This is a genomic window from Streptomyces sp. NBC_00663 (assembly GCF_036226885.1).
Taxonomy (GTDB): Bacteria; Actinomycetota; Actinomycetes; order Streptomycetales; family Streptomycetaceae; genus Streptomyces.
Genome location: NZ_CP109027.1, coordinates 479312 through 505541 on the forward strand (window position 1 = coordinate 479312; position 26230 = coordinate 505541).

Consider the following 26230-nt stretch of genomic DNA (forward strand, 5'->3'; position numbering starts at 1 on the left):
GCACCGCGCGGCCCTGGAGGTGATCGCCCTGGTCCGGCACTGCACAGCAAAGCGCCCACGCCAAGGCGCGGGCAGGTACTGCGAACCACGACAGCTGAAGCAGACGCTACACGGCGAAGCCGATCATCTCCAGAGAGCGACAACTATGTACCGCATCGCGCCGGTTGGGACCCCGGGACCCCAGGTCCGCGGCCACGCCGTCGGAGACGCTCCCCTCGACCCACGACGGGGCCGACGTGCCCGCTGTGGACAAGGACAAGTCGCCCCGGCCCCCCGCCCGCTTCACGCACCCGTACCGCGTCACTGCCGTCGGCCCCTGGCCGCGCGGTATCCCCGCCACAGGACCCGCAGGGCGGCGGAAGGCGCCGGGCTCGCTCCGCGCTGAAGCAGGGAGCCGCTGTTGCGCCGCACGGCCTCGAGCCGGAGCCCCTGGACCGAGATCAGGGCGTTCAGGAAGGGCCGGTACTCCGGGTCGACGTGTTCCGGCAGGCGCCGGCATCGGGCGAGCACCGTACCTGCGCGCTCGGCCTGGGCGTCGACGAGACGTTCGACTGCCGGTGCGCACTCCTGTGGCCTTTCGCGCAGGCTGTCGTAGTCGAGACCATGTCGGTCCAGTTCGTCCTTGGGGATGCCGACACGGCCTTGGCCCACGTCCTCGGCGAGGTCGGCCAGGAAGTCGGTCCGTTGCATCGCCTCGATGAGTCGACGGCATCCGCGCAGGAACGGCGCATGCCGCTCGGCGTCCGGCGCCGGCCCGATCAGTGAGGCCGTCAGCATCAGGGCGGGCAGGGAGTAGTGGTCGACGTAGTCCTGGAAGTCCGCCTCGGTCGCGAACCCGGACCAGGTGGCCTCGACCGGCGCTCCGTCCAGGAAGTCACGCACCCGCTCCCCCAGGACCGGATGACGCCGTGTCGTGTCGGCGAGGGCCCGGAGGGTTTCGTTCTCGGTGGATCCGCCGGCCAGCGCTGCCGTCACCTGCCGGTCCCAGGAACGCAGCGTGTCCTGGCGCGTGGGGATGTCGCCGGAGTCGATGCGCCGGTCGGTCTCGTCCATGAAGGCGACGGCGGCGATGACAGCCGGGTGGATCCGGGCGGGGAGCAGCAACCTGGTCGCCAGGTACTCCTCGCGACGGTTGCGCCGTACGAGCGTTCGCTGGGCGTCGTAGGAGCGCCGCAGGTGGGGGTCGGTGATGCCGGCCCGGGTCAGGGCGGCGGACCAGCGGGGCACTGCTCTCCTCGGATCTGTGCGCTGTTGCCGACCGGACCGGGTCCGTGGTCGTGCGGACGCACCGGGCGAAGTCGGTGTGACGGGGCGTCCGCGGGATCCGGTCCACTGGGGCGGCCCCGCGGCCCGCGCGACCCTATCTCGTGTGTCGGCCGCGCCTCACAGCGCCTCTCCGACGTTGCTGACCGATCGCCCCGCGCTCGCGCGCCCCGGTAGGAGCGGCCGGCATTGTCAGTGGTGGCAGGCAGGATGGCGGTCATGACGACACCAGCTGCACAGATCGTGGATGCCGCCGCCTATGCGCAGGCGGTCGAGGACGCCGTGAAGGCCGCGGCCGCCTATTACGGGGGCGGCACCTCGCCCCTGGACGACGACGTCTACGACCGGCTGGTGCGCGGCATCGCGCAGTGGGAGGCCGACCATCCCGGCCAGGTGCTGCCGGACTCCCCCTCGGGCAAGGTCGCCGGCGGCGCCGTGGAGGGGGATGTGCCGCACACGGTGCCGATGCTCAGCCTGGACAACGTCTTCTCCGCCGAGGAGTTCACCACCTGGGCCGCCTCGTTGGCGCGCCGCGTCGGCCACGACGTCACCTCGTTCAGCATCGAGCCGAAGCTCGACGGGCTGGCGGTCGCCGCCCGTTACTCCCGCGGCCGACTGAGACAGCTGGTCACCCGCGGGGACGGGACGGCCGGAGAGGACGTCAGTCACGCGATCGGCACCATCGAGGGCCTGCCCGGCACACTGTCGGAGCCGGTGACCGTGGAGGTCCGCGGCGAGATCCTGATGACGACCGCGCAGTTCGAGCACGCCAACGACGTGCGCACGGGCCACGGCGGGCAGCCGTTCGCCAACCCGCGCAACGCCGCGGCCGGCACCCTGCGCGCCAAGGACCGCGCCTACACCGTCCCGATGACGTTCTTCGGGTACGGCCTGCTCCCCCTGCCCGACACCGACGCCGCTCTCGCCGAGCGGCTCGGCGAGAGCGCGCACAGCCAACTGATGGCTCGGGCCGCCGAGTTGGGGGTGAACACCACCGCGTCGACCGCGGTGCCCGGTACCGTCGCCGACGGCGTCGAGCAGGTCCTGACCCGGGTGGCGGAGATCGCCGCGTTGCGCACCGAACTGCCGTTCGGGATCGACGGCGTCGTCATCAAGGCCGACCCGGCCGCCGACCAGCTGGCCGCCGGATCCGGCACCCGTGCCCCGCGCTGGGCGATCGCCTACAAGCTCCCGGCCCTGGAGAAGATCACCCGTCTGCTGGAGGTGGAGTGGAACGTGGGCCGCACCGGCATCATCGCCCCGCGCGCGGTCCTGGAACCGGTGGAGATCGACGGCTCCACCATCACCTACGCCACCCTCCACAACCCCGCCGACATCACCCGCCGTGACCTGCGCCTGGGCGACCACGTCATGGTCTACCGCGCCGGTGACGTCATCCCCCGCGTCGAAGCCCCCGTCGCCCATCTGCGCACCGGCGACGAGCAGCCCATCGTCTTCCCCGAGGTGTGCCCGCGCTGCGGGTCGGACATCGACACCAGCGAGCAGCGCTGGCGCTGCACCAACGGCCGCAACTGCCACCTGGTCGCCTCGCTGTCCTACGCCGCCGGCCGCGACCAGCTCGATATCGAGGGCCTCGGCCACACCCGGGTCGTCCAGCTGGTCGAGGCCGGTCTGGTCGCCGACCTCGCCGACCTGTTCGCCCTGACCCGCGACCAGTTGCTGGCCCTGGACCGGATGGGCGAGACCAGCACCGACAACCTCCTGGCCGCGCTGACCGCGGCGAAGGCCCAGCCGCTGTCGCGGGTGTTGTGCGCGCTGGGGGTGCGGGGCACCGGCCGGTCCATGTCCCGGCGGATCGCCCGGCGCTTCGCCACCATGGACAACATCCGGGCCGCCGACACCGAAGCGATGCAGCGGGTCGACGGCATCGGCACCGAGAAGGCCCCGTCCATCGTCGCCGAGCTCACCGAACTGGCCCCGCTCATCGACAGACTCGTCGCGGCCGGGGTCAACATGACCGAACCCGGCGCCACCCCGCCGCCCCCGGCCGACGTCGACGGCGACGGCACCGACGCGTCCGGGGCAGCCGCGACGACGGATCTGCCGCTGGCCGGGATGACCGTCGTCGTCACCGGCTCGATGACCGGCGCTCTGGAGAAGCTCTCGCGCAACCAGATGAACGAGCTCATCGAGCGAGCCGGAGGCCGCTCCTCCTCCAGTGTCTCCAAGAAGACCTCCCTGGTCGTCGCCGGGGACAGCGCGGGCTCCAAGCGCGCCAAGGCCGAAAACCTCGGCATCCGCCTGGCCGGACCGGAGGAGTTCGCCGCACTCGTCGCCGACTTCCTCGACTGACCCGCGCCGCAGGCCCGCACCCGGCCCGCGCGCTCTCCGTGGCCGGGTCGACCGCGAGTCGGCCATGGATGTCGAGAACGACGAGGCGTCTCCGTCCCAGGAACACAGCGGCCACGAGCGGCCGCACGACAGTGGAGGACCAGGAGTCATGGACCCCGAGCAGATCGCACAGGAGCTGGCCGACGCCCACGAGCTGTTGAGCCGGGCGTCCATGGCGCGGCTCGCCTACAACGGACTCGACGGGCTGCCCCGCGTCATCCCGATCGGGATCTACTGGACCGGCGACGAGATCATCATGTCCACCGCTGCCACGGCGCCCAAGGTGAGAGCGCTGTCCGCCCGCCCCGAGGTCGCCCTGACCATCGACGCCGGCGACAGCCCCGGCTCGGCCAGGACACTGTCGCTACGTGGCGTCGTGCACCTCACGATCGTCGACGGGGTGGTTCCGGAGTACCTCGCGGCCGCGCGGAAGAACTTCGACGCGGAGTCCGCGGCCGAGTTCGAGCGGAACTGCCGGGCTCTGTACGACCGGATGGCCCGTATCGCGTTTGAGCCGCGGTGGGCACGGTTCTACGACTTCGGCGCCGGCCGGGTGCCGCGGTTCCTCGCCGATCTCGCCAAGAAGTCGGGCTGACCGCCTACGGCGGCTCTTCGGGTGATCAAGGCTGGCCGAGTCTCGCGGCCACGGCGTCGAGGACCCAGTCCAGGCCGGTCGCGAAGGATGTCTCGGTGTCCACGTCCGTGCCCTCGTGCACAGCCTTGGCCAGCGCCGGGAAGCGGCCGGTGGCCAACATCCTCGTCACATGCGGGCCGGAGGCGCGTCGCCAGTCGTGCTTGGACAGGCCCGTGGCACGCTCGGCCCGCAGGTTGGCGATCTCGCGCCTGATCGCGCCGGTGGTATAGGCGCCGACCGTCTCCGTGGCGCGCACGGCCGTGTCGATGTCGACGAGACCGTCGAGGGCCGCCAGTTTGGCCTCCGTCACGGCGAGGCCGTGGGGGCCCAGGCTCGGACGGCCGCCGAGCAGGTCGGCCAGCCATTCGTGACGGAGGGCGGCCTTCCTGGTGCGATGGGCGAGCACACGGAGCGCCTCCCGCCAGTCGCCGGGCTGCTCCTCGGGGAGGATCTCGGCCTGGACCTCGTCCACCATGAGGTCGAACAGTTCTTCCTTGGTGGAGATGAAGCCGTACAGCCGCATCGGGCCGGCGTTCAGCCGGGCGGCCACCTTGCGCAGCGACACCGCTTCGAGACCGCCCTCGTCGGCGAGCGCGACGGCGGCGGCGACGATCCGCTCCCGGTCGAGCGGCACGGGGCGAGTCGGCGGCTCCGGCCGGTCCCAGACAGTCATGTTCACATCGTACTGTTGCGATGCGTCGTATCGGATCGATACAGTGTATCGACATGAGACATCGCATCGCCGTGGTCGGGAGCGGTCCCGCCGGCCTCACCTTCGCCCGTGTCCTGCACCGCCACGGCCATCCGGTCACCGTCCTCGAACGCGATCCCTCCCGCGCGGCCCGGCCCCCGGGCGGCACGCTGGACCTGCACGAGGGGATGGGCCAGCTCGCGCTGGACAAGGCGGGGCTGCTGGCGGAGTTCGAGACGCTGTCCCGCCCCGAGGGACAGGCCATGCGCATCCTGGACACGGACGGGACCGTCCTGCGCGACTGGCGGTCCCGTCCGGACGACCGGGCCAATCCCGAGATCGACCGAGGGCAACTCCGTGACCTGCTCCTCGGCCCGCTGGACGTCCATTGGGGCCAGGACGTGACAGAGGTGGTGCCGGGGAGCCGGGACGGCGCGACGGTCCATTTCGCGGACGGACGGCAGGAGGCGTTCGACCTCGTGGTCGGCGCGGACGGCGCCTGGTCCCGGACCCGTCCGGCCGTCTCGCCGGTGACGCCGCACTACACCGGCGTCACCTCGGTCGAGACCTCCCTCGACGACATCGACACCCGCCACCCCGACCTGGCCCAGCTGATCGGCGAGGGTTCCATGGCGGTGTACGGCGTGAACCGCGGCCTCGTCGCCCAGCGCAACAGCGGCGGCCACGTCAAGGTGAACGCCCAGTTCCGTACGCCGCTGGACGGGCACACCCACCTCGACCCGGCGGACGTGGAAGGCATGCGCTCGAACCTGCTGGCGTTGTTCGACGGCTGGGCCGCACCCGTCCTCGACCTCCTCCGGCACGGCACGGCCTTCATCCACCGCCCCCTCTACGTCCTGCCCGAGTCCCACACCTGGACCCACGTCCCCGGTGTGACGCTCATGGGCGACGCCGCCCACCTGATGCCTCCGTTGGGGGCGGGCGCGAACCTCGCGATGCTGGAAGGGGCCGAACTCGCCGAGGCCATCGCCACCGGTCCCGGCGATCTGGACAAGACGGTCCGCGCCTTCGAGGAAAAGATGTGGGCACGGGCCGGGAGGTGGGCGAAGATCACGATGTCCGGCCTGGAACGCCTCGTGAGTCCGGACCCCGCCAACGCCCTCGCGCTCTTCGACCAGGTCCAGCCGTCCTGACCGCGCCGCCAGGCTATGGCTCCGGAATCGGCTGACCGATCCGAGACGGCCAGTCAGGGCGGAACCATCCCATGAAGTCCGTGAAGTCGTCCCGCAAATACCGGGAGTCGCACGGCTTCAGCCGAATCTGCTGACGGCTGTCGGCCCACCAGATCTCGAAGTCGGCGACCGTACCTTCCATCGGCCAGTCATCGCTCTCCATCGGAAGCAACAGGGCGTCGACGAAGCCTCCGACGCTCAGACCGATGTCCACGAAGATCCCGATCGCACCGGGCCGAGGAACCTGCACGACGGTGCCTTCGAAGACCTGCCCGAAGCGCAACCCGCGCCGTATACGAGCCCACTCCGCGTCTGTCGCCACGAACGCCCCCTGGTCGCCGGCTAGTTCTGCGGCGCCAGGGTGCGAAGGACGCAGAACTCGTTGCCCTCCGGGTCCGCCATGACCACCCAGCCGCGGTCCGGGCCTTGGCCCACGTCCGCCTTGGTGGCGCCGAGGCCGAGCAGTCTGGCCACCTCGTCCTCGGTGCTGCGGTCGATCGGGCTGACGTCGAGGTGAAGCCGGTTCTTCACGGTCCTGCCCTCGGGCACCTGGACGAACAGCACGGTGGGCGGCATCTGACGGGCCCGGACCTCCTCGACGGTCGGCACCCAGGAACCGATCTCGACCTTGCCCTCGCTCCGCTCGATCACCTTGAAGTCCAGGACCTCGCACCAGAAGGCCGCGAGTCTCTCCGGATCGTGGCAGTCAACGGCCAACTCGGTGAACCTACTTGTCATGACTCTCCCCGATAGTAAGGACGGGGCTCAGCGTAGGGGGCAAGGTGTCCGGACAGCCGGCCAGGGTTTCGGGCCTGTTCGGCGGGGCGCCTTCGTCCTGATGACCGCGGCCCTCGCCCTGCCCCCGTCGACGTCCACCACGGTCCCGTGCACGAAGGCCGCCCGGGTGGCGCTCGCCGCCCTCAGGGGCCGGGGCAGGACCACGCCCGGAGAGACGGCGTTCACGCGGACCCCCATCGGGCCGAACTCCGCGGCCCAGGCCCGGGTGAGCGTCTCCATGGCCCCCTTGGTGGAGCGGTAGAGCGCGCCGAGCGGGACGCCGAGGCGGGCGATCCTTCCTCACGGCGGCACGCCACGGCGACTTCGAGGAGTTGCTGCGCATCCTCGACCCCGAGGTGAGACTGACCGTCGACACTCCCGCCGGCCGTCCTCGCCTTCGCCGTCCGAAACGGTCGGATCGCCGCCATCACCGTCGTGGCCGACCCGGCCGAACTGGCACTGATCAACCTCCCGGTACCACGATGAACTCACGCGGGTGCCCGATTCTCACCCGGGAGCACCGCGCCCACGCCGCACACCCACACACGAACCGGCACGTGCGCCGCCTGATCCCCCGCACCGTCCAACTCCGCCCGGGAGACGACCCCGGGCTCCGCGTCGGCCAGGAATCTCTCCACGATCGGCCCAAGTTCAGCGGACGGCTCATAGGCGCCGCCGAACGGCAACGCGTCCGGGGCCACCGAGCCCGTCGAGCACCTGAGCTGCCCCGCCTGCTCGTCGTGCCACACATAGAACGTCGCCACGCCGGAGAATCCCAGCTCACGGACGCGGGCCCGGACAGCGGAAGCCGTCCGCCCGAACGCGGCCACCACGTCGGACACGGACAGCGACCTCCTGTCCTCGACCTCCGCGCTCAGCCACCAGGTGTTGGTCGCCGACTCCAGACGCCGGTCAGCGGGATCCAACACCAAGGCCTCGTCCGCCACCTCGGCGATCCATTTCAACAGCACCGCGAAAGTATCCCCGGTCTCTGCTCCCGCACCACGGCGGCCCCGTCCTGTCGCCCACGCCCGCCGAGGCGCCCGGACGGCAACGCCCCGCGGCGCGCCGTCCCGGCCGTCGGCCCGGTCCCTCAGCGGTGTTCGGGGTTCTCCGCTCCCGGGCGGCAGCCCGCGTCCCACTGGGAGCGCTGGTTGCCGTACGCGGGAACGCCGCCCGCCCGCTTCAGCAGGGCGGCGGTGTGCATGAGGTTCCAGGTCATGAAGGACGCGTTGCGGTTGGTGAAGTCGTTCTCCGGGCCGCCCGAACCGGCGTCGAGGTACGACGGTCCCGGGCCGGCCGGTCCGATCCAGCCGGCGTCGGCCTGGGGCGGGATCGTGTAGCCGAGGTGCTGGAGGCTGTAGAGGACGTTCATCGCGCAGTGCTTCACGCCGTCCTCGTTGCCGGTGATCAGACAGCCGCCGACGCGGCCGTAATAGGCGTACTGGCCTTGTGGGTTGAGGATGCTGGAGCAGGCGTAGAGGCGCTCGATCACTCGCTTGGTCACCGAGCTGTTGTCGCCGAGCCAGATCGGGCCGGCGACGACCAGGATGTCCGCGGCCATCACCCGCTCGTACAGTGCGGGCCACTCGTCGGTGGCGAAACCGTGCTCGGTCATGTCCGGGTAGACACCGGGAGCGATGTCGTGGTCGACGGCACGGATCTCGGATGTGGTGACCCCCCGCGCCATCATGATCTCCGCGCTCTTGTCGATCAGCCCTTGAGTGTGGCTGAGCTGCGGGGACGGTTTGAGGGTGCAGTTGATGAACAGGGCGGTCAGGTCGTCGAAGTGGTACGAGGCGTCGGCGTCGGGCGCGGCTTCGGTTGTCATGAGGGCAGCTTCTCGCGAGTGTTCCGTTTTGTCCCGGTCACGCGCGGCCGGAAAGCCGGAACTCCGCCGTTCACCAGGTGGTGGCCGCGCACGTGGCGACGGAAGCTGGAGTCATGACGATCGACGTGACGTCCGAGCGGGTTGTCCCGCTGCCGCCCGAGCGGGACCGAGGACCCGTACGGCGTATTTCCTGAGGTGAGCGACGATGGCGTACGACGAAGGGCTCGCGCAGCGGATCCTGGAGCGCTGGGCGGCGGACCCCGAGATCACCGAGAAGCACATGTTCGGCGGGGTGGCGTTCCTGTACCGCGGCAACATGGCCGTCGGCGTCACCGGCGACGACCTCATGGTCCGGGTCGGCCCCGACGCGTCGGACGCGGCCCTCGCCCGGCCGGGCACGCGCGTCTTCGACATGACCGGCCGCCCGATGCGCGGCTGGGTCGTGGTGGACGGCGGCGCGGTCGTGGAGGACGACGCGCTCGGCGCATGGCTCGACGAGGGACACGCCTTCGCCGCGAGCCTGCCGCCCAAGTAGGCCGCCGCACAGGGATCGACGCCGTGTGGTCCGCGTGGCCTGTGTGGTCCGCGTGGTCCTTTGTGCCCCGCACGCCACGCCGCCGATCCCCTACGGCCGTCAGCCGCTCAGTACTCCGCTCATCGTCCCCCCATCCTGGCCAGTTCCTTCCCGTCGGCGCCGTACACACGGAACTGCGCGTCGCCGAGCAGCCCTTGGCTCGCGTCGGCGGGTTGCGGCGCACCGACCGCGTACGAACTCACATAGGCCGGACGGCCGGCCAGCCGCACGATGGGGAGGACGGTGGTGCGGCCGTCCTCCGTCATCGTGATGCGGGCGGCAGGCGTCTTCCCGGTGTACGCGAAGACGTACACCATCCCCTTCTCCAGGGGATGCGTGTTGAAGGTCATCGGTACGGCACCCGGCTGGTTCACATCCAGGTACCCCACACAAATGGGCTCCTCGTCGGCCGGGTTCGCGTCGCAGTACTCCCGCTTCTTGAGCATGTACCAGACGCCGAGTCCCGCTTCGATCCGCTCCCCGGGGCGCACGACACGTACCGGCGAGCGGTCGTCGGCCGGATCGCGGGAGACGGAGGGGCCGGGCGTGGGTGCCCGGGTGCTGGTGACGGCGGGCGAGTGCGTGGCCTCGCGCGGCAGGGCCAGACTGATGGCCGGCGGGGTCAGCAGGGCGATGGCCAGGGTGCCGGTCACCAGCCTGCGGCGCCGCTTGATGAGCCTGGCCCGGCGTACGACTCGGTCACGCGGGAACACCGTGGGGGCGCAGCCTCGTGCGGCCTCGTCCAGTACCTGCCAGAGTTCAGGGGACGGCGGCTGCGGTGAGATGTCGGTACTCATGTCCGGGGTCCCTCCTGTTCCGTGTGCGGCGTCCCGCCGGCGTAGTCGGCCAGCGCCGCGCTCGAACGCAGTTTCTTCAGCGCCCGGCTGGCCTGGCTCTTCACGGTGCCGACGGAGCAGCCGAGGAGGTCCGCCGTCTGCTGTTCGCTCAGGCACTCCCAGTAGCGGAGCACGACGATGGCCCGCTGACGGGGCGGCAACGTGGCGAGCGCGTCGAACAGCTCCGAGCGCGTCTCGTAGTTCTCGCATCCCGACGGACCACGCTGCTCAGGCAGGTGGGGGGTGAGGAGTTGCACGACCCGCCGTTTGCGCTGCCGGGTCGTGTTGTTGTTGATCAGCGCGCGCCGCACGTACTGATCGGGCGCGTCCAGCGTGCGTATGTGGTGCCAGCGCAGATACACCTTCGCCAGCGTCACCTGGACGAGGTCCTCCGCCTCGTGATGGTCCCCGTTCGTCAGCAGATACGCCGTACGCAGCAGCCGCGGCCACCGCACCGCCGCGTACGTCTCGAAGTCCCCCATGTCGTACGCGTCATGCGCGTCATACGTGTCATCCGCGCGAGCCTTTTCCTCATCGTCCCCCGGTGCCTCTGCGCGCGAGGCGATGGGCATAGGGCTGGTCATCACACGCACCCCGGTTCACCCCCGATTCCTTCCCCTGCGCGCGCTGGTCGGGGCGCGCACGATGTCCTCCCCAGTAACACCCCTCACGGACGGCTCGGGTTGCACGCGTCGGGCAACCGGGCGTCGGGGTAGCGGGACCGTTCGAGGGTGGTGAGGGGTCTGTCGACGGTCTCGCAGAGGGTGCGGACGGCGTGGGCCGGGTCGGGCAGGCCGACGGTCCACAGGCCCACGGAGGTGTCCGTGGCGATCGCCAGGGTGCGGCCGTCCGGGCTGAACGCCATCGCCGCGGGCGAGCGGGTCGGCAGGGTGCCTCTCTTCTGGGCGGTGGCGAGGTCCCAGAGCTGGACTCCGCTCACGGTGCTCACGGCCAGGGTGCGTCCGTCGGGGCTGTACGCCGGCGATGTCACGCCTTCGCCGACGCTGAAGTCGGCCACGGGATCACCGGTCCGCGCGTCCCACGTCTTCACCAGGCCGTTGCTCGTGCCGACGGCGGCGAGGGAGCGTCCGTCCGGGCTGAACGCGAGGGACAGCGGGCTGCGGAGGCCCGGCTGGAGCGTGCGCCGCGTGCGGCCGGTCGCGGGGTCGAGCAGGGTGACCTGATCGCCGTCGGCCTCGACGCCCACGACCGCGAGGGTGCGGCCGTCCGGGGCGTACACCAGCTCCCGCACGGACTCGCCGTGGGCGGAGTGGACGGTGTGCACCTCGCCGGTCGAAAGGTGCCAGATCCGCACCGCGCCCTGCGCGCCGACGAAGGCGAGGCGGGTCCCGTCGGGGCTGAAGGCCGCCGTGTCGGCGGCGTCCACGGCCCGGCTTCGGTGCAGGCGGCCCGTGGCGAGGTCCCGGACCTCGACCACCTCGTCCTTGCCCACCTCGTCCTTGCCCTCCCGAGCCACCAGGGCACGCCCGGCGGGATTGAAGCCCACCGCCGCGAGGCGGGAAACCACGAAGGGCAACTGCCGTCCACCGATCTCCGGACCGGCTTCGGCTGCCGACGCCAGGGTGGCTTCGACATCGCCGGTCCGGGCGTCCCACAGGCGTACGGCCCCACGCCCCGGCGGCCCTTGACCGACCGCGGACACCATGCCTCCGTCCCGGCTGAAGGCCAGGCCGGTGAGGTACGTGCCGGTGGGGCCCACCAGCGTGATCCGCGGGCGGTCGGCGGACAGACTGTGAACGCGGGCGGCGGGGTCCACGTTGCTGCTGGTCACGAGGGTGTGGCCGGCCGCGTCGAGGGCCACCGTCATGGCCCCCCGGCCGTGGTGACCGGCGGTCACGGTGCCGATCGCCGTACCGGAGACGGTGTCCCACAGGCGGACCGTGCCGCCCGGGCCGGAGAGTGCGAGGGTCCGCCCGTCTCCGCTGTAGCGCAGTCCGTTCAGCGCCACGGGGACATCTTCGATGGTGCGCCGGACGGCGGCGGTGGCCGTGTCCCGCACCTGCACCGAACCGTCGGTCCGAGCGACCGCGTACGTCTGACCGTCGGGGCCGAGCGCCACCGCGCTGCCCGCGATCCGGCTGTCCCGTGAGGTACGGGTGCGGCCGGTGGCCAGGTCCCACACCCGCACCTGTCCGCCGAGGCCCACCGCGGCGAGGGTACGGCCGTCCGGGCCGAAGGCGACCCCCTGTGGGTCGGGATGGCCGGTGAAGCTGTGTCGAGTACGGCCGGTGGACACGTCCCACACCCGTACCACGGCCGGGGAGGAAGCCGCCACGCTCCGACCGTCGGGGCTGAAGGCGAGCGCGCCCACCGCGCCGTCCGGTACCCCGAAGGTGCTGAGCCGCTTGCCGGTCGCGGGATCCCACAGGGTGACCGCCGCGCCTGCGTCACCGGTGACGGCGAGGGCGAGGGTGTTTCCGTCGGGGCTGAGGGCCGCGACCTGGCTGTCTTCGTCGCCGGCGGATGCGGTGAACGCGTGCCGGAGCCGCCCCGCGGGCAGCTCCCAGATCCGCACCGTGCCGTCCGCGCTGTGGGTGGCGAGGGTGCGTCCGTCCGGGGTGAGGGCGAGGGATTCCACCGGTGCGGTGCCGTCGGCGAGGCGCTTGCGCAGCGGTGACGCGGCGGCGGCGTACAGGGCCGCGGTGGCTTCACGGGTCGGGCTGGTCCGGTAGGCGTGCACGGCGAGGAGGGAGGCAAGGTCCGGATCCGAGTCCAGCAAGGCAAGGGACTGGGCGGCGAGTTGGCGGGACTGGGCGGTGTGCTGCGCGGTGACCGCGCTCCGCCACTGCCCGACGGCGAGGCCGGCGGCGACGAGGGCGAGGCACAGGGCGGTGGTGACCGCGGTGAGCACCAGCCGGTACCGGCGTCGGCCCCGCCGCGCGTCGTCACGGCTGGCGTCGAGGAACTCCCGCTCCAGCTCGGTGAGTTCCCCGCAAGGTGCGCCGCCGAAGTGCTCCTGTACGACGGTGAGTCTGCTCCCCCGGTACAGGGCGCCCTTCTCCCGGCCCAACTCCCGCCAGACATCGGCTGCTTCGGTCAGTTTCCGGTGCGCCCGCAGGCGTTCACGGTCCGCGTCGATCCACCCGCGCAGCCGGGGCCACGACGTGATCAGGGCCTCGTGGGCCATCTCGACCGTGTCGCCGTCCAGGGTGAGCAGCCGTGCCCGGGCGAGTGCCTCCAGCACCGCGGCCGTGTCGTCCCGGCCGCTGCCGGGCAGTTCGGCGCGCCGGACGGGACGACGGGTGTCGGGGGTGCCGTCCCCGGGGGCGACCAGGCGCAGCAGCACCTGGCGGGCCGCGGTCGCCTGGTCGTCGGTGAACCCGTCGTAGATCTTCTCGGCGGTCGTGGCGATCGCGCCGTCCAGGCATCCGGCCGCCTCGTACCCCGCCACGGTCAGTGTCTTGCCGCGGCGGCGGCGCCAGGTCTCCAGCAACGCGTGGGACAGCAGCGGCAGTCCGCCCGGCGCGTCGGCGACCTCCTTCGTCAGCCGGGCGGTGAGGGCGCGTTCCACGGTCAGTCCGGCGGCCGTGGCCGGCTTGACGACGGCGGCCCGTAGTTCCGCCGGGCTCATCGCTCCGGCCAGGAGGGTGGCGTCGCGCAGGGCGTCGGCCAGTTCGCGGTGCTCGGCGCAGCGGCCGTAGAAGTCGCCGCGCACCGCCAGCAGCACGCGCAGGCGGCCGGCGGGCTGCCGGGCGGTGAGCAGCAGGTCGATGAAGCGTGCGCGCTCGGCCGGGTCCTGGCAGAGCGTGAAGACCTCCTCGAACTGGTCGACGATCACGAACGTGTCCGCCTCGGCGGGGGCGGGTTCCAGCAGGGAGGCGTGGCTGCGGACGGGGTGCTCGCCCGGCGTCAGGATCCTGATCGCGGCCGGCCGCAGGCCCGGCTCGCGTGTGCCTCGCAGGACGGGGATCAGACCGGCCCGCAGCAGGGAGGACTTGCCGCTGCCGGAGGGGCCGAAGACGGCGGCGAACCGTCGTGCGCGCAGCAGGTCGACGAGGTCGGCGGTGAGCCGGTCCCGGCCGAAGAAGAGGTCACTGTCCCCGGTCTCGAACCTCGCCAGGCCGCGGTACGGCGGGAGGGAGCCGTCGTCGTCACCGGCCGCTCCCTCCGCCGCTTCCCTCCACCGGGCCTCCCACTCCGCCAAGTCCCCACCGCACGCCCGCGCATAGGCCAGGGCCACCGGCAGCGTCGGCACGTGCTCGCCCGCCGCGGCCTGCGACAACGTACTCACCGAGTAGCCCGCCCGCTGCGCCAGCGAACGGTAGGTCATCCCACCCGCCGCCGCCCTCAACTCGCGTAACTCGTACGCGAACCGCTGCACCGGTCCCGCCGCCGGATCCACCGGCCGCTCACGACGCCCCGCCACACCGTCCCCCCTCCGGCCGCCCCCCGCTCCACCGCGGACAGCCGTTACACGTACGGCCCGGGTCCCCGAACAGCTCATCCGCCCGCCGCATTGTTCGGCCGCCGGAACGGTCCTGCCGAACAATGCGCCGCCCGCTGGACTCGTCGACGGAAGCGGTGTCTCCCCGCTCCACCCAGGCCCACGGCACAGCTCACCGAAGAGGACGACACCCGCGCATGGAATCTCCGCCCGCCGTCACCGAACGCCGTCCCGGCACCCACCCGAAGGCAGGTCCGTCACGGTTGGGCTGGCTGGACGCGTTGCGCGGCATCGCCGCACTCGTCGTGGTGTTCGACCACTCGTCGTACACGTTCTTGGCCGACTTCCGGCGGGAGTTGATGCCTCAGTTCAACACCAGCCGTTACGGCATCATGGTGTTCTTCCTGGTGAGCGGCTACATCGTGCCCGCGTCGCTGGAACGCCGGGGCTGTGTGCGGACGTTCTGGATCGGGCGGCTCTTCCGGGTGTACCCGCTGTGGGCGGCCGTCGTCGTCCTGCTTCTCGCCGCCCACCTGCTGGGTGTCGCGGAGATCCGTGACTTCGGCGGGCGGAGCGTCGCCACCGTGGCCGTCGCCCATGTCACCATGCTCCAGGAGCTGTTGGGGACACCCAGCCTCCTGCTGGTCCTGTGGACGCTCTCCTACGAGATGTCCTTCTACCTCCTTGTCGTCGCCCTCTTCACGGTCCGCCTTCACCAGCGGTCCGCGGCGGTGTCGGTCCTGCTGGCCGTGCTCGCCGCCGTGAGCGTGGCGGCGGGTCTGACGGTCCCGGCCTCCGCCCTGACCGGCCTGGTCGGCACCGGACCGCTCATCGCGTGTGCGTCGATCACCATGGCGGTCGCCATCGGGTGCGCGAGCGCCGGCTCCCCTGCGCTTCGGAGGTTCGGGGGCGTGCTGGGCGGGGTGTTGGCGCTTGTCCTGGTCGCGTTGAACGGGACGGTCCCGCTGTGGGAGAGCCTGGTGATCTTCGCTGTGATGTTCCTGGGCACAGCTGTCCACCGCGCCGAGAACGGTCGGGCCGGCCGACGCCACGCGGTCGGCAGCGCGGTCGTCGTGGTCGCGTGTGCCGTGGGGAGCGCGTACGGGTACGGCGGTGACGCCCCCTTCACCCGGCGCGGCTGGATCGTCGCGTTCCTGCTGGCCGTGCTCACCTTCGGCGCCGGGCTGCTGATGCGCCACCGGCGCCTACCGCGGCTGCTGACCGGGCTGGGGGCGATCAGCTACTCGGTCTATCTGGTGCATCCGGTGCTGCTGGCGGTCATCGACGGCACGATCGGCCGGCGACGGCACGACGATGTCGTACGCGAAGTGGCGTTCTTCGTCCTGCTGTTGCCCGTGTGTCTGCTGACCCACCGGTACGTCGAGGTGCCGGGCCTGCGCTGGGGCCGAAGGCTCCGGCGTCCAGCGGCGCCTGTCTCTGATCGAGATGACTGACGTTCACCGTCCCGCTGACGGTGACGGCCCTCGCCCAACCCCTGGGCAGGCGGTGTGCCTTACCGCGGCGCCTGGAAGCCGCCGATCGTCCGTTCGAGCAGTTCGGCCAGCCTCAGCGGGGTGCGGTCCTCGAACATCGGCCCGATGAGCTGTACTCCCACCGGCAGTCCCTCGGCGGACCGGCCCGCCGGTACCGCGGTGGCCGGGAGCCCGGGCATGGTCGCCAGACCGGCCCAGACGAGCTGGTCGAGGTAGGGGTACGCGACGCCGTCGATGTCGATCCGGCGCCCCAGCAGATCGGGATCGTGATCGTGCGGGAACGCGGGCGTGGGCGTGATCGGACAGACCACGGCGTCGAACTCCCCGAAGAGCTGCCGCCAGGCGTGGCGGTGGAGTTCACGGCGGTTGTCCGCCTCGATCCAGTCACGGTGGCTCGACACCGTGGCCCGCAGCCGCGCCGCACTGAGACTGACGTCGTCCGCCCTCAACCGGGCGGCCTGGGCGCGCAGTTCGTCGTAGGCGTCTTCGGGATAGCGTGCGGCGGCGCCGGCAAACAGCAACCGCGCGTAGACCAGGGCGGCTGCGGTCAGGTCGGGCAGCAGCGGGCTGTGCCGTTCGACGCGGGCGCCGTCCTCGGCCAGCGCGTCGGCCACCCGCCGCACGCCCGCCCGGACCGCGGCCCCGGTCGCGATGAGCGGGTGCTCGTCGAGGACCAGGACCCGGAAGTCGCGCAGCCGCTCGTGGCGCGCGGGCGGCAGCGTCAACTGATGCGCCACACCGGAGGTCAGCGGGTCGGGGCCGGCCATCACGTCGAGCAGGAGCGTGAGGTCGCGGGCGCTGCGCGCCATCGGACCGACGACAGCGAGGTCGTGCTCCGCCGGCAGGGCCGGGGCGGACGGCGGGACCATTCCGCGGGCCGCCGCGAGGCCGAGGGTCGGCTTGTGCGCGTAGACGCCGCAGAAGTGTGCGGGGGTCCGCAGCGACCCGGCGAGGTCGGAGCCGATGGACAGCGCACCGAATCCGGCCGCCAGGGCCGCCGCCGATCCGCCGGAGGACCCGCCCGCGGTACGTGTGTGATCCCACGGGTTGTTGGTGGTGCCGTAGATCTCGTTGAAGCTCTGGATGTCCTGGAGCCCCAACGGCACATTGGTCTTCCCGAGCAGCACCGCGCCCGCGGCCCGGAGCCGCGACACCTGCACCGCGTCCTCCTGCGGCAGATGGTCGCGGTACGGCGGCACGCCCCAGGTCGTGGGCAGACCGGCAACGTTGTAGGACTCCTTGACCGTCACCGGGATACCGAGCAGGGGCCGGTCCTCACCCCGGGCGCGCGCCCGGTCGGCGTCGCGGGCGGCGGCCCGTGCCCGGTCGAAGTCCGGCACACAGATCGCGTTGACCTCCTTGTCGTCCCGCTCGATACGGGCGATCGCCTGCTCGGTCAGCTCCACCGAGGACACTTCACCGGCACGCAGAGCAGCCGCGAGTTCTTGGGCCGTCGCAAGATTCCAGTCCATGCACGGGACCGTACCGACGCCTCGAAGAAGCCACGAAATGCCCTGTCGGGCAACCGGTTCGGCGCCTTCGCCCTCTAGGGACGGACGTAAGGCCGCGTCATGATCTCCATGTTGTGGCCGTCCGGGTCGTCGAAGTAGGCGCCGCGGCCACCGAACAGACGGTTGATTTGCCCGGCATCGGTGTGGGCGGGGTCGGCGTAGTACGTGACGCCGACCGCTTCCAGGCGGGCGATCACCGCGTCGAACCGGTCGTCGGGCACGAGGAAGGCGTAGTGCTGTGACTGGATCGGCTCGTCCCGCTTCTCGTAGTAGTCGAGCGTGACGCCGTTGCCGAGGTCCACGGGAACGAACGGCCCGAAGGGGGCGCCGACCCTCAGCCCCAGGATCACGGCGAGGAACTCGGCGGACAGGTGCCGGTCGCTCGCGTAGACGGCGGTGTGGTTCAACTGGACGTCGGCCGCCGCCAGTTCGGAGGCATACGGGGACGGCTGGTCATAGGACATGAAGGGTGGGTTCTCCGGTCTTGGGATCCGCTGGAACGGGGCGCCGCATACGGGCGCCGGGAGCAAAGACACGGAGAGGGGGCGGGCCTCGTGCCCGCCTCGCGCTCACGCCGAGGCCGGGTACCTCACTCGTGTGTGGCCCAAGGCCGACCCGGCAGTCACCCGGCCGACCCTAGTGATCGTCGTCGGCGGGGGCAACGCCTTTCGGGGCGGCGCTCCGGCAAGGGAGCGCCGCCCCGGCACCCTCGTACGGCGGCGGCTCAGACCGCCGTGAGCGCGGCGGTCGGCTCCTCCGCCTCGGTCAGCAGGTCCAGCAGGCTCGCCCGGGCGCGGGCCACGCGGGAACGGACCGTGCCGATCGGGCAGTCGCCGGCCTCGGCGACCTCCGCGTACGGCAGGCCGGCCAGCTGTGTGAGGACGAACGCCTGCCGGCGCTCGGCGGGCAGCGTGGCCAGCAGATCCAGCAGGGCGATGCCGTCGTCGAAGCCGGGCAGGCCCTGCGGCTGGGCGTGCTCGACGGCCAGTTGCCAGTCCGCTACGTCGGACAGGCGCGGCCGGGCGGCGGCGTACCGGTAGCTGTCGATGACGGCCCGGCGGGCGATCGACAGCAGCCAGGCGCGCGCCGAGGAGCGCCCTTCGAAGCGGTGCAGGCTGCCGAGCGCCCGCAGGAACGTGTCCTGGGAGAGGTCGTCCACGGCCTGGGGGTCGCCGCACAGATGGGCGACGTAGCGCTGGACGTCACGCTGGAGCGCGCGCACGAACCGCTCGACGGCGTCCGTGTCACCGCCGCGGGCGGCCAGGGCCCAGGCGGTTATCGACTCGTCGATGGAGGCCGACGTGCCGGTTCTGGCGTCCGTCGCGACGGGCGCGTCAGGCAGAGCAGAGGTGATCACCTGGTGTCCTTCTCGGGATCCGTGAACCGGACCGATGCGCGCGAGGGCGCGGGGGTCCGGTGAGTGGGGAGACGGCCCTACGGCACGTGGATAGCGGCGCACGCCATGACGGGTGCGGTGCTTGCGTGGGCGTACGGCCGAGGCCCGAGGCGCGCTGGGGCGGCCTCGGGACACCCGCTGTCGTCAGCCGACAGCCGGCCCCACCGGAGGGCCCCGGGAGGTGATCGCGTGGACGAGGAGACGCAGGGCCGGTGCCCGGTCCGAACGTGGGCGCCCGCGACGGACGCGGGGGCGGTCGGCGGGCGTCGGCAGCGCCAGCAGCAGCCGGAGCGGCGCCGCCAGCCATCCGGCCACGGCGCGCAGGATGCGGAAGGCCGCCTTCTCGCCGTACGCCAGCCACAGACCGGTCAGAAGCGCGGCGAGCAGGTGGGCGGCGAGCATGCCGTACGACGACGAGCCGACGCCGCCGCCGTCCATGGCGTGCCCCATGTGGCCCATGCTCGTCCCGCCCATGTCCAGCGAGTCCATGTGCATCGAGCCTGTGCGCATGTGCATGTGCATGTGCATGTGGGCCGGTTCGTCCGACGACTCCTGCGCGAGCGAGAACGCCTCGTGCAGGAGTGTCTGGACCATGACCACGACCGTCACGATCAGGGGCAGCCCGCGTTCCCGTCCGGCCAGGCCCCAGCCGACGGCACCCGTCCCGGTCACGCCGGCCGCCAGGGCCCAGGCGGGCACGTCGGCGCCGGACATCAGGACGTGGCCGAGGGCGGCGAGCAGCACACAGACGGCCGCGAACACCGCGGCCCGTACTGTGCGAGAACACCACCCTGCTGTCATGGCGCCTCATCCTCGCATCCGGGCAGCGGTCGGCAGGCGGGGGTACACAAATCCACAGGTGCCACAGCGGGTCGGACCAGTTCAGCCGCCCGGCCGGACGACCAGGGCGAGCGTCTCGATCGCCCCGCTGTGCTCGAAGTGGAGTGTGAACGCGACGAGATCGCCCGCCCGCCACGCCGCCCGGGACCGCACGACGACGTCCACGTCCTGGGGCGACATGGACAGCCCGCCGCGCGCGGGGACGGGGACCGCAGTCACGGTCTCCCGGGTGGCGGCCGCCTCGCCGGTCATGAGGTGGCGGCTGAGCTCGATGTCGCCCCCGGTCTCGGCGGACGTCACCCGGAGCAGCCGGTCGTCCGCGTCGCCCGCGTTGGCGATGTCGAAGAAGGCCGCGGTCCGTGTCGTGTCGCCGTACGGCAGGAGCACCCGTCCCGGGGAGACGGTGAGCCGGGGCGGGCTGCCCGCCTGCCCGGCGGTGACCCAGGTGGTCAGTCCGCCGAGGGCAAGGCCGCACGCGACGACGGGCACGAGGGCGACGTTCAGGGTGTCGCCGAGGCGGCGCCGGGTCGGCCGCCACGGGTTCTGTCCGGTCATCGGGTGCGCCTCCGGGCGGGCGAGGACGAGGGCGCCGGCTGCCAGGCGCGCAGGCGCAGGCTGTTGGCGACCACCAGGACCGAGCTGGCCGACATCGCCGCCGCGGCGAGCATCGGGTTCAGCAGGCCGACCATGGCGAGCGGGACGGTGACGGCGTTGTAGCCGAACGCCCAGACAAGGTTGACGCGGATCGTGGAGAGGGTGCGCCGGGCCAGCCGGACGGCGTCCGCCAGCGCCTCGATGTCGCCGCGTACGAGGGTGACGTCGGCGGCACCGATGGCCACGTCCGTACCGGTGCCCATGGCGATGCCGAGGTCGGCGCCGGCGAGGGCGGCGGCGTCGTTCACGCCGTCGCCGATGACCGCGACCCGGTGCCCCTGCGCCTGTAGGCCGCGCACGAGGTCGGCCTTCTCCTCGGGAGCGCAGCGGGCGTACGCCTCGTCGATGCCGAGTGCCCGGGCGACGGCCCGGGCGGGTGCCTCCCGGTCGCCGGTGGCGAGCACGGGCCGTACGCCGAGGCGCCGGAGCCGGTCGACGGCCCGGTAGCTGCCGGGCCGTAGGACGTCGCCGACCTCGACGAGCGCTTGGGCGACGTCGTCCACGTACACCAGTACCGGCGTGTAGGCGGCGTCTTCCGTGACGGCCAGTCCGGCGGGCAACTCGTCGTCCGGCGACCGGACTTCGACCAGGCGCCCCTCCACCCGCCCCCGCACACCCCGCCCCGGCAGCGCGCTGAACTCGCGCACCTCGGGCAGCTGTTCAGCCAGTTCCCGCCGGGCGTGGGCGGCGATCGCCCGCCCCAGCGGATGCTCCGACCCCTGCTCCACCGCGCCCGCCAGCCGCAGTACGGCGTCGCGGCCGAGACCGTCCGGTACGGCGGTGACGCGGGCGACGCTCATATGGCCGGTGGTGAGGGTGCCGGTCTTGTCCAGGACCACGGCGTCCAGGTGCTGGAGTCCCTCCAGGGCCTGCGGACCGGTGACGAGGACGCCGAGCTGGGCCCCGCGCCCGGTCGCGGCCATCAGCGCGGTCGGCGTCGCCAGGCCGAGGGCGCACGGGCAGGCCACGACCAGGACGGCCACGCACGCGGTGACGGCCGCCTGCGGAGCGGCTCCGGCGCCGAGCCAGAACCCGAGCGCGGTGACAGCCAGCGCCAGCACGACCGGCACGAAGACCCCGGCCACCGAGTCGGCCAGTCGCTGCGCTTTCGCCTTGCCCGCCTGGGCCTCGGTCACCAGCCGGGTGATCCGGGCGAGTTGGGTGTCGGCGCCGATCGCGGTGGCGCGTACGAGCAGCAGTCCGCCCGCGTTGACGGCCCCGCCGACGACGGCCGAGCCGGGCCCGACCTCCACGGGTTCGCTCTCGCCGGTGACGAGGGAGAGGTCGACCGCCGAACTTCCCTCCGTCACCCGCCCGTCGGTGGCGACCCGTTCACCGGGCCGCACGACGAAGACCTGCCCCACGCCCAGGTCCTCGATGGCGACGAGCCGTTCGGCACCGTCCTCGCGCACGGCCACCTCCTTGGCGGCGAGTCGGGCGAGCGAGCGCAGCGCCTCCCCCGTTCCGCGCCGGGCCCGTGCCTCCAGATAACGTCCGGCCAGCACGAACAGCGGGACGCCGACGGCCGCTTCGAGGTAGACGTGGGCGACACCGTCAGCGGCGGCGGAGGGCATCGGGCTGAACGGCATCCGCATGCCCGGGTCGCCCGCGCCGCCGAGGAACAGCGCGTACACCGACCAGGCGAAGGAGGCGATCACACCGAGCGAGACCAGGGTGTCCATGGTGGCCGCCGAGTGCCGCAAGCCGCGTACCGCCCGGGTGTGGAACGGCCAGGCGCCCCACACGGCGACCGGTGCGGCCAGGACGAGGCACAGCCACTGCCAGTTGCGGAACTGTAGATCCGGCACCATCGACAGCACGAGCACCGGGAGGGCGAGCAGGGCGGTGATCCGCAGGCGTTGCCGCTCCTCGCGGGTCTCGTCGGACGCGTCGCCCTGCGCGCCCCGCCGCTGCTTCGGCGGTTCGGGCAGCGCGGCCGTGTAGCCGGCCTTCTCCACCGTCTCGACGAGCTCCCGCGGGCTGATCCGCGCCGGATGGCTGACGCGGGCCCGTCCGGTGGCGAGGTTGACGGTCGCCGTGACGCCGTCCAGTCCGCCGAGCTTCTTCTCGACGCGTCTGACGCAGGCCGCGCAGGTCATGCCGCCGACGGTGAGGTCGGTGGTCACGAGGACGGTCACGGATCCGGTGCCGCTCATCGGTCCGCCCCGTGCGTGCCGGCGTCCATGTCCGTGTCGTCCACGTCGGCGGCGTCGCCGGTGGTGGCGGTGCCGTGCATGCCGGGTGCCACCGGGCCGGCGGCCGCGCCGACGGCGTACGACACGGTGAACATCAGCGCCAGCAGCAGGAGGAAGCCGCAGAGCGCGGGCGGCGGCGCGAACCTCCACGCCATCGCACCCGCACCCGCACCCGGGCCGGAGGGAGAATGCCGGAACTCGTCCATCAACCGCGTCTCCAGATCACATGTCGTACGGCCTTCGGCCTTACCGTTCCAGGAGTCGGGGTGACGGGTCGTCACGTTCCACGGCCTCGACGTGATCCATATCACGCGAGTCGTAGCGCGCCCGCCCTGTCGGCGGTACACCCTCGGCAGGGCGGGCGGCGCGCGTGACGCGTGCGCTAGTTGGCGCGCGACCCGGGGGTACGGCCGCGCACGACGGCGAACACCGCTGCCGCCAGCCCGAGTACGCCCACGGCGAGCCCGGCGACACCGAGCCCCCGTGCGGTGGAGTCACTGCCCGATGCCGTCGACTCGGTGCTCTTCGCGCTCGCCGACGCGGTGGCCGCCGTTCCGGCGTCCGCGCCCTTCGCGGTGAGCTTGAGGGCCGGTGCCGGGTTCTCCGGCTCCTCATCGCCCCGCGCGGCCTCCTCGATCCAGCGGACGGTCTTGCCGTCCGAGTACGTCTGGAGCGTCTTGAAGGTCAGCTGATCGGTGTCGTCCGGCAGTTGACCGAAGGCGACGTCGAAGTCCTCGTACTGCCCGGCCGTGATCTTCCCGCCGGTCCAGGTGATCTCGGAGACGGCATCGGTGATGCTGCCGTCGTCGGTCTTCACCGGCGTCTTGAGCCGGGTGGTGGTGACCTTGGCGGTCCAGCCGTCCCGCGGCGAGACGAGGACACCGAGGACCGGGTGGTCGGTCGGCAGGAAGACCTGCACCTCTGTGGTGCTCGCGGTGTCCTCCTCGTTGGGGACGCGGAAGGTCAGGACGCCGTCCGCGGCGCCCTTGGCGTAGCTCTCGGGGTGGACGGTGACATGGGCGGAGGCGATGCCGGCGGTGGCGAGGAGGCCGACGGCGGCGAGGGTGATGACGGCGCCGACCCGGCGCGGGGTGGTGGACATGGCTGAGGGGTTCTCCGTACCGCGGAAGGGATGTCGGGGTTCAGACGGCGTACGACATCCCGGCCGGCGGTCCTCGTCGACGCACGGCGTACCGCAGCCGCGCGCTCCTCAGCGATCGGCGGGCCACGCGGATCCGCGGTCCGGGCAGCGGCCTGTCCGGCGCCCCTCCGGCCGTCCGCCACCACGCGAGGAGCCCCGGCACGAACTCGACCGCCCAGCGCAGCAGCGCCCACAGCGCGGCCTCGCCCCGCCGCAGCCACCAGGTGAGGGTGAGCGACGCTGCGATGTGGACGGCGGTGGCGTGCGGGGTCAGGGCGTGGGAGTGGGCATGGGCGTGTGGGGTCATCCGCGTGCCGTGCAGGGCCATCGCGGAGTGATGCCGGCGGACGGAATGGAAGGCGATGTGCAGTCCGCCCTGGGCGGCGAGCGTGACGGCACCGATCCCGGTCAGCGATCGTTCCCGGCCGCCGAGGAGACAGCCGGCCGCGAAGACGGGAACGGCCGCGGCGATCTGGAACCGCACCGGCGGCGCCTCACCCGTGGCCAGAGCGTGTCCACCGGTGGCGAGCAGCACGCACAGCACCGCGAACACCGCCGCGCGCACGCTCCGGACCGCCACCGACACTCTCATCGCCCCCGATGCTGCCATGCCGCCCGGGAGCCTCCGCGTCCGCCCGTACCTACGCGTCATGCGAGGGGCTGCGCCTCGTAGGTGATGCGGATGACCCCGTCGGCATGTCGTTCGGTGCGCGCGCGGATGCCGAACACGTCGGCGAGGAGGTCCGGGGTGAGCACGTCGAGGACCGGTCCGGCCGCCGCCACCGTTCCCTCGCGCAGGACGACCAGGTGGTCGCAGAGACGGGTGGCGAGGTCGAGGTCGTGCAGGACGGCGAGTGCGGTGACGCCGGTGGCACGGATCAGGTCCAGGAGTTCGAACCGGGCGCGGATGTCGAGGTGGTTGGTGAGTTCGTCCAGGACGAGGAGCCTGGGGCGCTGGGCCAACGCGCGGGCCAGCAGGACGCGTTGGCGTTCGCCGCCGGAGAGGGAGGCGTAGTCGCGGTGCGCGAAGGGGCGTACGCCACAGCGGTCGATGGCGTCGGTGACGGCCGCCCGGTCCTCGGTGCCGTCGCGGCCCAGCAGACCGTGGTGCGGGGCGCGGCCCAGGGCGACGATCTCGGTGACGGTCAGGCCGGCGGTGGTGCCGCCCCCGTCCTGGAGGACGGCGGCCGTGCGGCGGGCCGCGGCGCGGGCGGACAGCGCCCATACGTCGTCGTCGCCGACCCGGACGACGCCGTCGTGCGGGCGGAGCGAGCGGTAGACGGCGCGCAGCAGGGTGGACTTGCCGCTGCCATTGGGGCCGACGAGCCCGACGATGTCGCCCTGTTGGGCCTTCAGGCTCACCTCGCGCAGGACCGGGACCCGGTCCAGGGTGATGTGGAGTTGGTCGACGGTGAGATTCATGACGTCAGTCCATGCCCTTGTCGCGGCGCAGCAGCCACAGGAAGAAGGGGGCGCCGAGCAGCGCGGTGAGGATGCCCAGGGGCAGTTCGGCGGGGCGGGTGAGGGTGCGGGAGAGCAGGTCGACGAGGACCAGGTAGACGGCGCCCAGCAGCGCCGTGAGGGGCAGCAGCCGACGGTGGTCAGCGCCGGTCGTCAGCCGCACGAGGTGCGGGATCATCAGGCCGACGAAGCCGATGCCGCCCGCGACGGCGATGACGGTGCCGGTCAGCAGCGCGCTGAGGACCAGCAGGACACCGCGCAGCCGGCTGACGTCGACGCCGAGCGCGGTGGCCGACTCGTCACCGGCCAGCAGCACGTTGAGCCGGCGGCCGAACAGCGACAGCAGCACGGTGGTCGCCACCACCACGCCGGTGACCGTGGGCAGTTGGTCCCACTGGGCGCCCGCCACGCTGCCCAGCATCCAGAACATGACGGCCCGCAGTTCGGTCGGGGTCGCTCGGAGCTGGACGAAGCTGGTCGCGGAGAGGAGGACGTAGCCGACGGCGACCCCGGCCAGCACCAGTCGGGTGGGCGCCAGTCTCCCCCGGCGCTGTCCGAGGGCGAAGACCAGCGCGCCCGCCACCATCGCGCCGGCGAAGGCCGCCGCCGACACCCCGAGCCCGGCGAACGCGGCGCCCCAGTCGAGGGTGATGACGAGGACCGCGCCGAGCGTGGCGCCGTAGGAGAAGCCGAGCACGGTGGGGTCGGCGAGGGGGTTGGACACCACGGTCTGCAAGACCGCTCCGGTGACGGCCAGGCCCGCGCCGACCAGGGCCGCCAGGACCACCCGCGGGGTGCGGAAGTTCCAGACGATCTGGTCGAGGGCGGGGTCGGACGGCGCCGCTCCCGCGCCGGTCAGGTGATGCAGGACGATCGACCACACGTCGCCGAGCGGGACGTTGACCGCGCCGACGCTGATCGCCACGATCATGGTGGCCGCCAGGGCGAGAGGCAGGACCGTGAACGCCAGCGGGACGGTCAGC

General features: G+C 72.4%; 25 protein-coding genes and 1 pseudogene. 5 read left to right on the top strand and 21 right to left on the bottom strand.

Features of this window, described 5'->3' with window-relative positions:
- Positions 1-300 precede the first annotated feature (300 nt).
- Complete coding sequence (locus tag OG866_RS02325; RefSeq protein WP_329331578.1) at positions 301-1227, bottom strand: phytoene/squalene synthase family protein; 927 nt, start codon at positions 1225-1227, stop codon at positions 301-303.
- Positions 1228-1482: 255 nt separating this feature from the next.
- On the opposite strand from OG866_RS02325, the gene ligA reads away from it, so the two are divergent.
- Both ligA and OG866_RS02335 read left to right on the top strand, forming a co-directional pair.
- Positions 1483-3576 (top strand): NAD-dependent DNA ligase LigA, encoded by a 2094-nt coding sequence (ligA, locus tag OG866_RS02330; RefSeq protein WP_329331579.1) that lies wholly within the window; start codon positions 1483-1485, stop codon positions 3574-3576.
- Positions 3577-3640: 64 nt separating this feature from the next.
- The gene (locus tag OG866_RS02335; RefSeq protein WP_329331581.1) at positions 3641-4210 is read left to right on the top strand and encodes a pyridoxamine 5'-phosphate oxidase family protein; all 570 of its coding nucleotides are present in this window, start codon (positions 3641-3643) and stop codon (positions 4208-4210) included.
- A gap of 25 nt (positions 4211-4235) precedes the next feature.
- Here OG866_RS02335 and OG866_RS02340 read toward each other — a convergent pair whose 3' ends face one another.
- Entirely contained in the window at positions 4236-4922 is a 687-nt protein-coding gene (locus tag OG866_RS02340; protein WP_329331583.1) for a TetR/AcrR family transcriptional regulator, read from the bottom strand.
- A gap of 53 nt (positions 4923-4975) precedes the next feature.
- On the opposite strand from OG866_RS02340, the gene OG866_RS02345 reads away from it, so the two are divergent.
- Entirely contained in the window at positions 4976-6094 is a 1119-nt protein-coding gene (locus tag OG866_RS02345) for an FAD-dependent oxidoreductase (RefSeq protein ID WP_329331585.1), read from the top strand.
- Positions 6095-6107: 13 nt separating this feature from the next.
- On the opposite strand, the gene OG866_RS02350 is transcribed toward OG866_RS02345, so the two are convergent.
- From OG866_RS02350 to OG866_RS02370, 5 genes and pseudogenes are all read right to left on the bottom strand, one after another.
- On the bottom strand, positions 6108-6416 hold the full coding sequence (locus tag OG866_RS02350) for a hypothetical protein (protein WP_329331587.1): 309 nt from the start codon (positions 6414-6416) through the stop codon (positions 6108-6110).
- A gap of 59 nt (positions 6417-6475) precedes the next feature.
- A complete protein-coding gene (locus OG866_RS02355; protein ID WP_329331589.1) occupies positions 6476-6871 on the bottom strand; it encodes a VOC family protein in 396 nt (131 codons plus the stop codon).
- 27 nt (positions 6872-6898) lie between these two features.
- A pseudogene (locus tag OG866_RS02360) lies at positions 6899-7204 on the bottom strand (SDR family oxidoreductase); the annotation flags it as partial.
- Positions 7205-7398: 194 nt separating this feature from the next.
- Positions 7399-7881, bottom strand: a complete 483-nt coding sequence (locus tag OG866_RS02365; RefSeq protein ID WP_329331591.1) for a hypothetical protein — start codon at positions 7879-7881, stop codon at positions 7399-7401.
- A 122-nt stretch (positions 7882-8003) separates the two neighbouring features.
- Positions 8004-8741 (bottom strand): flavodoxin family protein, encoded by a 738-nt coding sequence (locus OG866_RS02370; protein WP_329331593.1) that lies wholly within the window; start codon positions 8739-8741, stop codon positions 8004-8006.
- Between the two features lie 205 nt (positions 8742-8946).
- Here OG866_RS02370 and OG866_RS02375 point away from each other — a divergent pair, with 205 nt between their 5' ends.
- Positions 8947-9276 carry a TfoX/Sxy family protein gene (locus OG866_RS02375; protein ID WP_329331594.1) on the top strand — a complete coding sequence of 110 codons (330 nt, stop codon included), beginning with the start codon at positions 8947-8949 and terminating at the stop codon, positions 9274-9276.
- Positions 9277-9395: 119 nt separating this feature from the next.
- Here the strand turns inward: OG866_RS02375 and OG866_RS02380 are convergent, their stop codons facing one another.
- From OG866_RS02380 to OG866_RS02390, 3 genes are all read right to left on the bottom strand, one after another.
- A complete protein-coding gene (locus OG866_RS02380; RefSeq protein WP_329331596.1) occupies positions 9396-10112 on the bottom strand; it encodes a hypothetical protein in 717 nt (238 codons plus the stop codon).
- Positions 10109-10633, bottom strand: coding sequence for a SigE family RNA polymerase sigma factor (locus OG866_RS02385; protein WP_329331598.1), 525 nt, complete (start codon positions 10631-10633; stop codon positions 10109-10111). The genes OG866_RS02380 and OG866_RS02385 overlap by 4 nt, the downstream gene beginning before the upstream one ends.
- A gap of 185 nt (positions 10634-10818) precedes the next feature.
- The gene (locus OG866_RS02390; protein WP_329331600.1) at positions 10819-14538 is read right to left on the bottom strand and encodes an nSTAND1 domain-containing NTPase; all 3720 of its coding nucleotides are present in this window, start codon (positions 14536-14538) and stop codon (positions 10819-10821) included.
- Positions 14539-14753: 215 nt separating this feature from the next.
- On the opposite strand from OG866_RS02390, the gene OG866_RS02395 reads away from it, so the two are divergent.
- A complete protein-coding gene (locus OG866_RS02395) occupies positions 14754-16010 on the top strand; it encodes an acyltransferase family protein (RefSeq protein ID WP_329331602.1) in 1257 nt (418 codons plus the stop codon).
- 59 nt (positions 16011-16069) lie between these two features.
- Here the strand turns inward: OG866_RS02395 and OG866_RS02400 are convergent, their stop codons facing one another.
- From OG866_RS02400 to OG866_RS02450, 11 genes are all read right to left on the bottom strand, one after another.
- Entirely contained in the window at positions 16070-17521 is a 1452-nt protein-coding gene (locus tag OG866_RS02400) for an amidase (RefSeq protein WP_329331605.1), read from the bottom strand.
- A 74-nt stretch (positions 17522-17595) separates the two neighbouring features.
- The gene (locus tag OG866_RS02405; protein ID WP_329331607.1) at positions 17596-18024 is read right to left on the bottom strand and encodes a VOC family protein; all 429 of its coding nucleotides are present in this window, start codon (positions 18022-18024) and stop codon (positions 17596-17598) included.
- Positions 18025-18284: 260 nt separating this feature from the next.
- Positions 18285-18917, bottom strand: a complete 633-nt coding sequence (locus tag OG866_RS02410; protein ID WP_329331609.1) for a sigma-70 family RNA polymerase sigma factor — start codon at positions 18915-18917, stop codon at positions 18285-18287.
- A 183-nt stretch (positions 18918-19100) separates the two neighbouring features.
- Positions 19101-19757 (bottom strand): hypothetical protein, encoded by a 657-nt coding sequence (locus OG866_RS02415; RefSeq protein WP_329331611.1) that lies wholly within the window; start codon positions 19755-19757, stop codon positions 19101-19103.
- An 81-nt stretch (positions 19758-19838) separates the two neighbouring features.
- On the bottom strand, positions 19839-20351 hold the full coding sequence (locus OG866_RS02420; RefSeq protein ID WP_329331613.1) for a copper chaperone PCu(A)C: 513 nt from the start codon (positions 20349-20351) through the stop codon (positions 19839-19841).
- Positions 20348-22606, bottom strand: a complete 2259-nt coding sequence (locus OG866_RS02425) for a heavy metal translocating P-type ATPase (protein ID WP_329331615.1) — start codon at positions 22604-22606, stop codon at positions 20348-20350. The genes OG866_RS02420 and OG866_RS02425 overlap by 4 nt, the downstream gene beginning before the upstream one ends.
- The gene (locus OG866_RS02430; protein ID WP_443063489.1) at positions 22603-22926 is read right to left on the bottom strand and encodes a hypothetical protein; all 324 of its coding nucleotides are present in this window, start codon (positions 22924-22926) and stop codon (positions 22603-22605) included. Before OG866_RS02430 ends, OG866_RS02425 begins: the two co-directional genes overlap by 4 nt.
- 101 nt (positions 22927-23027) lie before the next feature.
- On the bottom strand, positions 23028-23747 hold the full coding sequence (locus OG866_RS02435; RefSeq protein WP_329331618.1) for a YcnI family copper-binding membrane protein: 720 nt from the start codon (positions 23745-23747) through the stop codon (positions 23028-23030).
- Positions 23748-23787: 40 nt separating this feature from the next.
- Entirely contained in the window at positions 23788-24366 is a 579-nt protein-coding gene (locus OG866_RS02440) for a hypothetical protein (RefSeq protein WP_329331620.1), read from the bottom strand.
- 68 nt (positions 24367-24434) lie between these two features.
- Positions 24435-25208 carry an ABC transporter ATP-binding protein gene (locus tag OG866_RS02445; RefSeq protein WP_329331622.1) on the bottom strand — a complete coding sequence of 258 codons (774 nt, stop codon included), beginning with the start codon at positions 25206-25208 and terminating at the stop codon, positions 24435-24437.
- A gap of 4 nt (positions 25209-25212) precedes the next feature.
- Entirely contained in the window at positions 25213-26178 is a 966-nt protein-coding gene (locus OG866_RS02450) for a FecCD family ABC transporter permease (RefSeq protein WP_329331623.1), read from the bottom strand.
- Positions 26179-26230 lie beyond the last annotated feature (52 nt).